This window comes from Nocardioides sp. NBC_00368 (assembly GCF_036090055.1).
Taxonomy (GTDB): domain Bacteria; phylum Actinomycetota; class Actinomycetes; order Propionibacteriales; family Nocardioidaceae; genus Nocardioides.
The window spans coordinates 982,813-994,849 of sequence record NZ_CP107970.1 but is presented as its reverse complement, the minus strand read 5'-3'; the positions used below and the strand labels follow the sequence as shown (position 1 = coordinate 994,849).

Annotated in this window: 11 protein-coding genes; 7 read left to right on the top strand and 4 right to left on the bottom strand. The window is 71.1% G+C overall.

What is annotated here, in order from left to right; genetic code table 11:
- The first annotated feature begins 103 nt into the window (after positions 1-103).
- Together OG984_RS04665 and OG984_RS04660 are read left to right on the top strand one after the other, a co-directional pair.
- A complete protein-coding gene (locus tag OG984_RS04665; protein ID WP_328530473.1) occupies positions 104-475 on the top strand; it encodes a hypothetical protein in 372 nt (123 codons plus the stop codon).
- Positions 462-902: a hypothetical protein gene (locus OG984_RS04660; RefSeq protein WP_328530472.1), complete on the top strand. Its 441-nt coding sequence runs from the start codon at positions 462-464 to the stop codon at positions 900-902. Before OG984_RS04665 ends, OG984_RS04660 begins: the two co-directional genes overlap by 14 nt.
- A 15-nt stretch (positions 903-917) precedes the next feature.
- Here the strand turns inward: OG984_RS04660 and OG984_RS04655 are convergent, their stop codons facing one another.
- Together OG984_RS04655 and OG984_RS04650 are read right to left on the bottom strand one after the other, a co-directional pair.
- Positions 918-1,736, bottom strand: a complete 819-nt coding sequence (locus OG984_RS04655) for an arylamine N-acetyltransferase family protein (protein ID WP_328530471.1) — start codon at positions 1,734-1,736, stop codon at positions 918-920.
- A gap of 80 nt (positions 1,737-1,816) precedes the next feature.
- The gene (locus OG984_RS04650) at positions 1,817-2,788 is read right to left on the bottom strand and encodes a helix-turn-helix transcriptional regulator (RefSeq protein WP_328530470.1); all 972 of its coding nucleotides are present in this window, start codon (positions 2,786-2,788) and stop codon (positions 1,817-1,819) included.
- 111 nt (positions 2,789-2,899) lie between these two features.
- On the opposite strand from OG984_RS04650, the gene OG984_RS04645 reads away from it, so the two are divergent.
- Positions 2,900-3,853, top strand: a complete 954-nt coding sequence (locus OG984_RS04645; RefSeq protein WP_328530469.1) for an alpha/beta fold hydrolase — start codon at positions 2,900-2,902, stop codon at positions 3,851-3,853.
- A gap of 5 nt (positions 3,854-3,858) precedes the next feature.
- Here the strand turns inward: OG984_RS04645 and OG984_RS04640 are convergent, their stop codons facing one another.
- Together OG984_RS04640 and OG984_RS04635 are read right to left on the bottom strand one after the other, a co-directional pair.
- The gene (locus tag OG984_RS04640; protein ID WP_328530468.1) at positions 3,859-5,058 is read right to left on the bottom strand and encodes a class I SAM-dependent RNA methyltransferase; all 1,200 of its coding nucleotides are present in this window, start codon (positions 5,056-5,058) and stop codon (positions 3,859-3,861) included.
- Complete coding sequence (locus OG984_RS04635) at positions 5,055-7,070, bottom strand: APC family permease (RefSeq protein WP_328530467.1); 2,016 nt, start codon at positions 7,068-7,070, stop codon at positions 5,055-5,057. The genes OG984_RS04640 and OG984_RS04635 overlap by 4 nt, the downstream gene beginning before the upstream one ends.
- 26 nt (positions 7,071-7,096) lie before the next feature.
- Here OG984_RS04635 and OG984_RS04630 point away from each other — a divergent pair, with 26 nt between their 5' ends.
- From OG984_RS04630 to OG984_RS04615, 4 genes are read left to right on the top strand one after another with little or no spacing between them, the layout of a single operon-like run.
- Positions 7,097-7,759 carry a potassium channel family protein gene (locus OG984_RS04630; protein WP_328530466.1) on the top strand — a complete coding sequence of 221 codons (663 nt, stop codon included), beginning with the start codon at positions 7,097-7,099 and terminating at the stop codon, positions 7,757-7,759.
- Positions 7,759-8,430: a potassium channel family protein gene (locus tag OG984_RS04625; protein ID WP_141793235.1), complete on the top strand. Its 672-nt coding sequence runs from the start codon at positions 7,759-7,761 to the stop codon at positions 8,428-8,430. The genes OG984_RS04630 and OG984_RS04625 overlap by 1 nt, the downstream gene beginning before the upstream one ends.
- 51 nt (positions 8,431-8,481) lie before the next feature.
- Complete coding sequence (locus OG984_RS04620) at positions 8,482-10,251, top strand: ABC transporter ATP-binding protein (RefSeq protein ID WP_328530465.1); 1,770 nt, start codon at positions 8,482-8,484, stop codon at positions 10,249-10,251.
- Positions 10,248-11,990 carry an ABC transporter ATP-binding protein gene (locus OG984_RS04615; RefSeq protein WP_328530464.1) on the top strand — a complete coding sequence of 581 codons (1,743 nt, stop codon included), beginning with the start codon at positions 10,248-10,250 and terminating at the stop codon, positions 11,988-11,990. Before OG984_RS04620 ends, OG984_RS04615 begins: the two co-directional genes overlap by 4 nt.
- Positions 11,991-12,037 lie beyond the last annotated feature (47 nt).

Sequence of the window (12,037 nt, the reverse complement as noted above, 5' to 3'; positions counted from 1 at the left end):
ACCACCGCCGCTGACAGCGATCCTCGGATACTCCATGATTGGTCCGACCGGGCCACCCGTCGGGCCGCGAACTCGTCGGGCACGAAGTGATGCGAGGAGAGCCTTGAGCACCCTGATCGCCGTCGTGGCGCTGGTGGTCGCCGTGGCCGCCGCCGCTGTCGCCTGGCGCCTCCGGCGCGCCAACAAGGCGCTGCGTGCCGAGACCATCGGCCTGCTGTGGCGCCTGGAGCAGGCCGACATCTCGGCGCCACGGACCGCCTACGCCGAGCTCCCGCCCGAGGAACGGGTGCTGAGCATCCGCATCCTCAACCCGCTCGAGCTCGCCTCCGCCCAGACCAAGGCGGCCACGATGCTGCACAAGGTGCGCCCGGCGCTGCTCTCGAAGATGGTCTACGACCAGGCCGCCGAGTCATTGCGCGAGCGGCTCGCCGACGAGGGCGTCGTGGCCGAGGTCAAGGTCCATGCTGGTCGCTAGCCTCGCGCTGCTCGGCGCCGTCGCCTCCGCCGTCGTCGTCGGCCTCGCCTTCGCGGAGCAGCGTCGCCTCGAGCGGGCCCTGGAGGACGTACGTCTCGGAGACCTCAAGGCGCGCACGTCCCGTGCCGAGGCCGAGCGTGCCGCGAACTGGCTCAGCCCGATCACTGATCAGATCACCGCACCCTTCGCGGAGGCGACCCGGTCGGTCGCCGGTGCACTGGCGCGCGTGGTACCCAGCTCCGGCCGGCGCGGCACCCGGATGCTCAACGCGATGCCGGCCACGACGACCGGTGAGCTGCTGGGCACCCTGGGTCCTCACCTCGACGAGGCCGTCCTGGACCGCCGTCAGCTGATCACCGACCTCTCCGAGGACCCCACCATGGCGTTGCAGATCATCGTGGACGAGCAGGAGCGAGCGCGCCGGTAGCGCCGCCGCTCAGCCTCAGGCGAGGGTCGCCAGCCGCTCTCGCAGGCGCCCACGCTCCTCGTCGGTGAGCGGCACTTCGGCCTCCTCGAGATAGCCCATCACCTCGTCGAGCCCGATCTCGCGATGCTCGGTCTCCTCGCCCTCGCGCCGGATGGTGACGGTGTTGTGGGTGAGGCTGAGGTGTCGGTCCGCGAGGAGCTTCGTCGTGATCAACCGATGGCGGAAGTGCACCGTCGGGTGGGTGCTGGTGTAGTGGTGGCCGAGCGCGACGTCGCTGGGCACGACCAGCGCCTCGTCGTGGGTGTGCATCAGCTCCCACCCGTCGTCCTTGGCCCGCTCCAGCGCCCAGCCGTGCTCGCCCCGCCGCACCCGGTGGGCGATGCCGCGCACCTCGTCGACCGCCCCGTCGACCAGCGGGATCGGCCGCCACACGCTCAGCCCGAATCCGGGATCGAGCAGCAGCCTCTCGCCGTCCAGGTCGACCACGACCACCAGATGCGTACGTCCCGCCGCGGTCGGGTCGTCACCGACCCGCGCGAGGCGCCGGTCGACGGCGAAGCCGAGCCGGTCCAGCACCGCAGCGAGAACCGTGCCGTGCTCGAAGCAGTAGCCGCCTCTCCCCCGGCCGGCGAACTTCGCCTGCACGTCGGGCAGGTCGACGCCGGGATGCTGCTCGAGCAGCACGTCGATGTTGTCGAAGGTGAAGGTGCGCAGGTGGGCGTCGTAGACCTCTTCGAGCGCCTCGCGGGACGGGCCGGGCGGCTCGGCCACCCCGATCCGGTCCAGATACGCCGTCAGATCGAGCCGGTCGGTGCCCCACAGATCATCGCTCACGACAACATCTCAACGCCGATACCGACGACGCGCAACCGATATCCGGCCCGGCCGGCCGTGCTCCGATGTCGTCGTCGCGGTCACGGCCCGTGCTGGTGCATGAGGTGGGTGCCGAGGCGCTCGACGGTGTGGGCGAGGCCGTCGGGTTCGATCACGCGCACGGACGTGGTGAGAGCGATGCGGGCGACCGTCATCGCCAGCCGCCCGATGTCCTCGGCACGGATCTGGATCACCGTGGCCCCGGCCGCGGCCTCGACCACGCTGTGGTCGACCCACTGGAGCACGTCGGCGAGGTCGTCGAGCCCCGCGCTCAGGGCGAGGGTCGCGACCCGCTCACGGGGGATCGAGCCGATCGCACGGGCGACGTACGCTGCCGCATCACCACCGGGGATCTCGCGGGGCGGGAAACGGCCCCCGGTCGCCGTTGGGCACGCCAACCGGTCGAGCCGGAACGTGCGCCAGTCGTCGCGGCCCCGGTCCCAGGCAACGAGGTACCAGCGGCGGCCGGCCGTGGCGAGCCGGTGCCGCTCGACCAGACGCCGGGTGTCGCTGCCCTCGCCGGCGCGGTAGTCGAAGCGTACGAGCTCGTGGTCGCGGCACGCCGCCGCGAGCACGCTGAGGGACTCCGGCTCGACCACGTCCTGGTCGGTGGGCGAGGGGACGGGCGTGACGCTGGCGTGCAGCGCCGCCACCCGCCTGCGCAGTCGATGCGGCAGCAGGCTCTCGATCTTGGTGAGGGCGCGCAGCGACGTCTCCTCCATGCCGTCGATGGCGGCCACCGCCGCGTAGCGGAGCCCCACCGCGAGCGCGACCGCCTCGCCGTCGTCGACCAGGAGCGGCGGCATGTGCGCTCCTGACTCCAGGCGGTAGCCGCCGTACCTGCCCGGGGTCGCGGCGACGGGATAGCCGAGCTGCCGGAGTCGCTCCACGTCGCGGCGCACCGTCCGCTCGGTCACGTCGAGGCGCGCGGCGAGCTCCGCGCTGCCCCAGAACCGGTGGCTCTGGAGCAGGGAGAGCAGGGCCAGCGCGCGCCCGGTGGGATCAGCCGACATGTTCCCAGTCTGCCCGGCATCGAGGACAGAACCTGTCCGCGATGCCTTCTACGGTCACTTCGACCGATCGCCACACAGGCGGTATCGGCATCTCGCTGAAAGGACAGCGCAGTGTCAGACCCCATCGACTTTCCCGTGCCGAGCATGATCGCCATCAACGGCATCGAGCTCGAAGTCTTCGAGACGGGACGGCAGAACACCGGCAATCCCATCGTCCTGTGCCAGGGCTGGCCCGAGCTGGCCTTCTCGTGGCGCCACCAGATGGAGGCGCTCGCCGCCGCCGGCTACCACGTCATCGCTCCCAACCAGCGCGGCTACGGCCACTCGTCCCGCCCGGCCGAGGTCTCCGCGTACGACATCGTGCACCTGTGCGGTGACCTCGTCGGGCTCCTGGATCACTTCGGCTACGAGGACGCCACGTTCGTGGGCCACGACTGGGGCGCAAATGTGGTGTGGAGCGCTGCCGTGCTGCATCCCACCCGGGTGAACGAGGTGATCGCGCTCAGCGTGCCCTACATGGAACGCGGCGACGTGCCGCCGCTGGCATTCATCGAGTCGATCGTCGGCAGCGACTCGTACTTCGTCCACTTCAACCGCCACCCCGGGGTGGCCGACGCCGTGTTCGACGCGAACGCCCGACAGTTCCTGCGCAACCTGTACCGCAAGGACGAGCCCACGGCCGAGCCGGAGCCCGGCATGCCGCTCATCAACCTCGCCCACGCCGAGACGCCACGCGGGGAGCCCGTGATGAGCGACGACGAGCTGGCGGTGTTCGTCGACGCGTTCCGGGGATCGGGCTTCACCCCGAGCGTGAACTGGTACCGCAACCTGGATCGCAACTGGGAGCTGATGGCGGACGTCGACCCGATCGTCCGCCAGCGGGCGCTGATGATCTACGGCGCGCGTGACACGGTCATGAGGGCGCCGAACCTCGAGGCGTTCGTCCCGCGCGTCGAGGTCGTCGAGCTGGACTGCGGCCACTGGATCCAGCAGGAGCTGCCCGAGGAGACCTCACGGCTGATTCTCGAATGGCTCCGGCGACAGGAGGTCGCCGAGAAGTCGTAGCCGGACTACGGACGCTCCTGCTGGTCGGAGCCGGTCCTCTCCAGGAGCGCGACGGCCTCGACGTGGTGGGTCATGGGGAAGAGGTCGAAGGCTCGCAGCGTACGCAGCCGGTAGCCGTGCTCGGCGAAGATGGCGACGTCGCGGGCCAGCGCGGCGGGGTCGCAGGCGACGTAGGCGACCTTCTGCGGCGAGCGCGCGACGACGGCCTCGACGACAGCCCGGCGCGCGCCCTCGCGGGGTGGGTCGAGAACGACGAGGTCGAAGGGACCCTCCTCGAGGCCGGCCAGCACGGTGGCGACGTCACCCGCGCTGACCTCGGCTGCGGGTACGTTGCCGACCGAGAGCGCGGAGGCGGTCTGGTCGCCCTCGACGGCGACGACCCGGCCGGACGGACCGACCTCGTCGGCGAGGAAGGCGGAGAAGAGCCCGACGCCGGCGTAGAGGTCCAGCACGCTCGCCCCGGGGGCCGGTGACAGCGCGGACAGCACGGCCGAGACCAAGGCCGTCGGCGCGCCCGGGTGGACCTGCCAGAAGCCGTCGGCGGCGACCTCGAAGGAGTGCTTCACCCCTCCGACCTCGACCGTCTCCACGACCGTTCCGGGAGCCGCCTCGCGGGCGTCGTCGGCGGCGATCAGGCAGTCGTCGACCGGGATCACGTCATGGGAGCGGTAGCGCCGCATCCCGCGGCCGCCGCCCGGGGCGGTGGCGTAGCGCTGGCGGGTGCGCCACCGCAGCCCGTCCTCGTCACCGGGCACGGCCTCGACGACGAGGCCGGTGACCAGGGGGTCCGAGGCGGAGAGGCCGCCCAGCCGGACCAGCTGCTCGCGCAGCACGGTTGCCTTCAGGTCACGCTGGGCGGGCAGGGAGACGTGCTGGAAGTCGCACCCGCCGCACAGCCCGGGGCCGGCGTACGGACAGGGCGGAACGACTCGTTCCGCGGCGGCCGAGACCACCGAGACCGCGTCGCCGCGCCAGAACCGGTCACCGGCGGTTCCCTCGGTGATCTCGACGACCACCTGCTCGCCGGGCAGGGCGTGGCGTACGAAGACCACCCGGGAGGTGTCGTCGACCGGCACCCGGGCGACGAAGTGACCGCCGTGGGCGACCGGGCCGACCTCGACCTCGAACCGCCGGCCGACGTACGACTCTCCCTTCGACGCCTTGGGGCGGGGCCGCCTACCGCGGCGGGCCTGGGAACGGCTCATCGCCGGCCGCTTCCGCGACGCAGACCCGGAGCCAGCCAGTATTCCTCGCGCATCTCCTCGGCGCGCTCCTTGCCGGAGGCGAGCTGGTAGGGCACCGAGATGACCATGACACCCGGGGTGAACAGCAGCCGGCCCTTGAGCCGCAGCGCGGTCTGGTTGTGCAGGAACTGCTCCCACCAGCGGCCGACGACGTACTCGGGGATGTAGACGGCCACGACGCCACGCGGGTTGGCGTCACGGATCGCCGAGGCGTACTCCACGACCGGGCGGATGAGCTCGCGGTAGGGAGAGTGGAGCACCTTCAGCGGCATCGGCAGGTTGCGCTCGTCCCACTGCTTGAGCAGCTCGGCGGTGTCGGAGTCGGTGGTCGAGACCGTCACGGCCTCGAGCACGTTGGGGCGGCTCGCCTGGGCGAAGGCCAGCGCCCGCAGGGTCGGCTTGTGGAGCTTGGAGACCAGGACGATCGCGTGGACGCGGGTCGGCATGACCTTGTCCTGCTCATCGGCGGCCAGCTCGCGGGCGACGTTGTCGTAGTGGCGCCTGATGCCCAGCATGACCACGAAGAAGAAGCCCATCGCCAGGATCGTGATCCAGGCACCGGCGACGAACTTGGTGATCAGCACGATCACCAGCACGACCGAGGTCATCCCGAGACCGAAGGTGTTGATCGCCCTCGAACGCTGCATCCGGCGCCGCTCGATCGGGTCGCGCTCGGTGGCCAGGTGGCGGGTCCAGTGCCGGATCATGCCCAGCTGGCTCAGGTTGAAGGAGACGAAGACGCCGACGATGTAGAGCTGGATCAGCTTGGTCGTCTGCGCCTCGAAGACGACGATCAGCGCGATCGCCAGCACGGCCAGGAAGACGATGCCATTGCTGTAGGCGAGCCGGTCGCCACGCGCCCCCAGGGATCGCGGCGCGTAGCCGTCCTTGGCCAGGATCGAGCCGAGCACCGGGAAGCCGTTGAACGCGGTGTTGGCCGCCAGGACCAGGATGATGCCGGTGACGGTGATGACGAAGTAGAAGCCCGGCGGGAAGTCGTTGAAGACGCCGGCGGCGATCTGGGAGATCACCGGGTGCTGCTCGTAGCCCTCCGGGACCGCGTTGCCCGCGGCGGTGCGGAGCTGGTCGAGCTTGTGCGGGTCGACGTAGCGGATGCTCATCTGCTTGGCGAGCACGATGATGCTCATCATCATCGTGACCGCGATCAGCGCGAGCATCAGCAGCGTGGTGGCGGCGTTCTTGCTCTTCGGCCGCTGGAAGGCGGGTACGCCGTTGGAGATCGCCTCGACACCGGTCAGCGCCGCACACCCTGATGAGAACGCCCGGGCGAGCAGGAAGATCAGGGCGACCTGGTTGAGCGTGCCCTCCCAGCCCGCCTCGGGCTGGATCACGAGGTCGGCGCTCTCTGCCTGCGGCAGGTTGCCGGTCACCAGCAGCATCAGGCCGTAGAGGCCCATGCCGATGATCGCGACCATGAACAGGTAGGTCGGGATGGCGAAGAACGTGCCGGACTCGCGTACGCCGCGCAGGTTCATCGCGGTCAGCAGCACGACCGCGATCGAGGCGACCAGCACCTCGTGTCCGATCAGGCTGGGGATCGCGCTGGCGGCGTACTGGGCGGCGTTGGAGATCGACACCGCGACCGTCAGCACGTAGTCGACCAGCAGGGCGCTGGCCACGGTCACGCCGGCCCGGCGGCCGAGGTTGACGGTCGCGACCTCGTAGTCGCCGCCGCCGCTGGGGTAGGCGTGCACGGTCTGCCGGTAGGAGGCGACCACGGTCAGCATCACCAGCGCGACCGCGAGGCCGATCTTCCAGGACCAGGCGTACGCCGAGGCACCCGCAACCGCGAGCATGATGAAGACCTCGTCGGGGGCGTAGGCGACCGACGAGAGCGCGTCGCTCGCGAAAACGGGGAGCGCGATCCGCTTCGGAAGCAGAGTCTCCCCCAGCTGCGAGCTGCGGAGCTTGCGGCCGATCAGGATCCTCTTGGAGACGTCGCCTACACCCACAGGTGGTGAGGCTATACGGTGGCGGAGTGCATGTAGTGATCATGGGCTGTGGCCGCGTCGGCTCGACCCTGGCCAGGAGCCTCGAGGACCGCAACCACACGGTGTCGGTCATCGACCAGAACTCGGACGCGTTCCGGCGGCTCGGGCCGGGGTTCAACGGCGACAAGGTCGCCGGGATGGGCTTCGACCGGGAGGTCCTGCTCAAGGCCGGCATCAAGCGGGCCGAGGCGTTCGCCGCGGTCTCCAGCGGTGACAACTCCAACATCATCTCCGCCCGGGTGGCACGCGAGGAGTTCGGCATCCAGCAGGTCGTGGCCCGCATCTACGACCCGGGCCGTGCCGAGGTCTACCAGCGCCTCGGGATCAGCACCGTGGCGACGGTGAAGTGGACCGCCGACCAGGTCCTTCGCCGGCTGCTCCCGGCCGGCGCCGAGCCCGACTTCCGCGACATGTCGGGCAACATCCGCATCGACCAGGTCATCATGCCCGACTCCTGGGTCGGTGAGCGGACCATCAAGTTCCAGCGCCAGTCCGGCAGCCGCATCGCCTGGATCGACCGGCTCGGCGAAGGCATCCTCCCGGTCCGCGAGAGCGTGATCCAGGAGGGCGACGTGCTGCACATCGTGATGCGCGAGGAGCACACCGCGCAGGCGTACAAGACGATCAAGAACGGCCCCGAGGAAGACTGATGCGCGTCGCTATCGCCGGAGCCGGAGCCGTCGGCCGGTCCATCGCCCGTGAGCTGATCACCAACGGCCACGAGGTGCTCCTCATCGACAAGAACCCGGGCTCGATCAAGCCCGAGCGGGTGGCCGACGCGGAGTGGCTGCTCGCCGACGCCTGCGAGCTCTCCTCGCTCGAGGAGGCCAGGCTCGACAACTGCGACGTGGTCATCGCCGCGACCGGTGACGACAAGGCCAACCTGGTCTGCTCGCTGCTGGCCAAGACCGAGTTCGGGGTGCCACGCACCGTCGGCCGGGTCAACCACCCCAACAACGAGTGGCTCTTCACCGAGGCCTGGGGCGTCGACGTCAACGTCTCCACCCCGCGGATCATGTCCGCGCTGGTCGAGGAGGCCGTCACCGTCGGTGACCTGGTGCGCCTGTTCACCTTCCGGCAGGGCCAGGCCAACCTGGTCGAGATCACCCTGCCCGCCGACTCGCCCTACGTCGGCCAGCCCACCGGTCTGGTGCCGTTCCCGGAGAACTGCGCGCTGGTCACGCTGCTGCGTGACGGCCAGGTCTACGTACCCACTCCCGAGCAGCCTCTCGAGCAGGGCGACGAGCTCCTCTTCGTCGTGCCCACCGAGAAGGAGGACGAGCTCGAGCGTCTTCTCGCCCCCACCGGTCACGGCGGCTGACGCCGCGGCTCTCGTACGCAGCAGACCCTCGATCTCGGCAGGACCCCTGATTTGCCCGCTTCCCCCCTCCTCCAGACGCTTCGACCTGTCCGGGGAAGGCTGGTCGCCAGCCTGCTGCTGATGGTCGTCTCGACCGTCGCCGGGCTGGTACCGCTGATCGGGATCGTCGAGCTCGCCCGGATCCTGCTGCCCGGGGCTTCCGGGTCGCCCGTCGACGGGGCCCGCGCCTGGGTCGTGGTCTGGGTCAGCGTGGCGGCGCTGCTGGTGCGCCTGGCGACGGTGCTCGGCTCCTCGTGGCTCTCCCACGTCGCCGACCTCGACCTCTCCATCCACCTGCGACGGCTGCTGGTCGCCCGCCTGGGCCGGGTGCCGCTGGCCTGGTTCACCGAGCGCAACTCCGGCACGGTGAAGAAGGCGGTGCAGGACGACGTCGCGGCGCTGCACCATCTGGTCGCCCACTCGGTCATGGAGCTGACCGCGGCGATCACGCTCCCCACGGTCGTCGCCGTCTATCTCTTCGTGGTCTCGCCGCCGCTCGCGCTGGTGACCCTGGTGCCGCTCGCGCTCGGGCTGATCGGGTTCCGGATCTCGATGCGGGGCGCGGGCGCCCTCTACCGCGACTACGACGCCGGCCTGGCCGAGCTGGCCGCGGCCACGGTCGAGAACACCGGCGGGATCGCCGAGATCAAGACGTTCGGCGCCACCGGGCAGGCCCACCGGCGGCTGGCCGAGGTCGCGACCCGCTTCGGCGGGTTCAACCGGGCCTGGATGCGTCACTCGGCTTTCGGGATGCTGCTCATGGAGCTCGCGCTGACGCCAGCACTGACCCTGGTCCTCGTGCTCGGAGGCGGCGTCTGGATGCTTCGGGCTTCGTGGATCACCGGGCCCGACCTGGTGCCTTTCCTCGTCCTCGGGCTGGCGATGACCGCGCCGGTCACCGTCGCCGGCTACGCCGCCCGTGAGCTGCGCGAGGCGACCGAGGCGGCCCGGCGGATCCAGCGGCTGCTGGCCGAGCCGGAGCTCCCCGAGCCGGGCGCGCCGGCGCCGGCCCCGGCCTCGGCCCGCGTCGAGATCCAGGACGTCTCCTTCGCCTACTCCCCCGGTGCCCCGCCCGTCCTCCACGACATCGACCTCGTCCTCGAGCCGGGCACGGTGACCGCGCTCGTGGGTCACTCCGGCTCGGGCAAGTCGACGCTGGCCAAGCTGCTGCCCCGCTTCGCCGACCCCACCACGGGCCGGATCACCATCGCCGGGATCGACCTGCGGGAGATGACGAGCGCTCAGCTCTACGAGCAGGTCTCCTTCGTCTTCCAGGACACCGGGCTGCTGCGTACCTCGATCCGGGACAACATCCGGCTCGCCCACCCGGAGGCGCCCGATTCGGAGGTTCGGCGCGCGGCCGAGGCGGCGCAGATCGCCGGCCGCATCGACGAGCTCCCGCGAGGCTACGACTCGGTGGTCGGTGAGGACGGCCAGCTCTCCGGCGGCGAGCGGCAGCGGGTCGCGATCGCCCGAGCGCTCCTCTCCGACACCCCGATCCTGGTGCTCGACGAGGCCACCGCGGCCGCGGACCCCGAGTCGGAGGCGCTCGTCCAGCGGGCGCTGTCCCGCCTCGTCGCCGGACGTACGCTGCTGGTGATCGCCCACCGTCTCTCCACGGTCACCGCGGCCGACCAGATCGTCGTCCTCGACGAGGGCCGGATCGCGGAGCTCGGCACCCACGACGAGCTCCTCGCCCGGGGCGGGCGCTACGCCCGGCTCTGGGCCGCGGACCAGCGCGCCCACCCGGCCGACGGCTGGGCCGAGGAGGAGTCCGCATGATCACCATCGTCCGTCTGCTCGCCGCTCTCGTGGACCGCCCGCACCGGCGCCAGCTCGCCCGGGTGGTCGCGATGTTCGTGGCCACCGGCGTACTCCAGGGCCTGGCCTTCGCCTGTGTCGTGCCCGTCCTGGACGCCGCGCTGCGCCAGGACTGGGACGCCGCGACCACCTGGCTCGGCGTGCTGGCCGGGCTCTTCGTGGCCCATCACGTGGCCCTGACGGTCGGCAACCTGGACGGCTACGACCTGGCCTGCGACCTGCTCGACATCACCCTGAGCCGCCTGGGCGACCACACCGTCCGGCTGCCGCTGGGCTGGTACGACCAGGACCGCACCGGACAGCTCTCCCGGATGGCCTCCAAGGGCGCCACCGACATCGCCTCGGTGCCGGGGCATCTGCTGCGACCCTTGATCGCCGCCGTCGTCAGCCCGGTCACCGTGGTCGTCGCGATGGCGTTCCTGGAATGGCGCCTGGCGCTCGCGCTGCTCGTCGGCGTCGCCGCCGTGCTGGCCACCACCCGGCTCCTGGCCGTGATCGTCGGCCGTGGCGAAGGGGCCTACGACGCCGCGATGGCGGAGGGGTCGGCCCGGGTGGTGGAGTTCGCGCTCAACCAGCCGGCGCTGCGCGTCTTCGGGCGCACCGTCCACGGCAACGAGCTGGTCGAGACGGCGCTGAAGGAGCAGAAGCGGGCCTCGCGACGGCTGCTGGTCACCGGGTTCGGTGGCCTGGGTATCCAGCTGCTCTCCATCCAGGCGCTGCTCACCCTGGTGATCGCGCTGGCCGTCCACCTCAGCCTCGGCGGCACGCTGGCGCCGGCCACGGCCATCGGCCTGCTCGTGCTCACCGTGCGCTTCGTGGAGTCGCTGATCGACTACGGCGAGCTCTCCAGCGCGCTGCGGATCGCCGAGGGCTCGTTGCGACGTGTCCTCGACGTGCTCGCCCTCCGGCCGCTCCCCGAGCCGGCCACGCCCGGCGAGCCGACCGACAGCGGCATCGAGCTGCGCGAGGTCGCCTTCTCCTACGACGGCACCAGCCGGGTCCTCGACGACGTCTCCCTCATCGCGGCGCCGCGCTCGCTGACGGCGGTGGTGGGGCCCTCGGGTTCCGGGAAGAGCACCCTGCTGCGGCTGGTCGCCCGGTTCCACGACGTGACGGCGGGCTCGGTGATGTTGGGCGGGGTCGACGTACGCGATCTCGGGACCGAGGCGCTGATGCGGCGCGTCTCGATCGTCTTCCAGGACGTCTACCTCTTCGAGGGCACCCTGCGCGACAACGTGATGATGTCGCGGCCCGACGCCACCGAGGAGGAGCTGCGGGAGGCAGCCCGGCTGGCCCGCGTCGACGACATCGTCGAGCGCCTTCCCCATGGCTGGCAGACCCGCATCGGCGAGGCCGGCTCCACGCTCTCGGGCGGTGAGAAGCAGCGCGTCTCGATCGCCCGGGCGCTGCTGAAGGACGCCCCCGTCGTGCTCCTCGACGAGGCGACCGCCGCCCTCGACGCCGAGAACGAGGCCGCGGTCCAGGAGGCGCTCACCGCACTCTCCGCCGACCGCACGGTCATCGTCATCGCCCACCGGCTCCAGACCGTCGTCGCCGCCGACCAGATCGTGGTTCTCGACGGCGGCCGGATCGTCGAGCGCGGCTCCCACGCCGAGCTGCTGGCGCACGGCGGCCGCTACCTCGACTTCTGGCGCGAGCGTACGCAGGCCGAGGGCTGGCGGCTTCTCGCCGGAGAGTAGACACCGACCGCCGGGCCGCCCCGAGGATGGCCCGGTGGCCGGCGCCC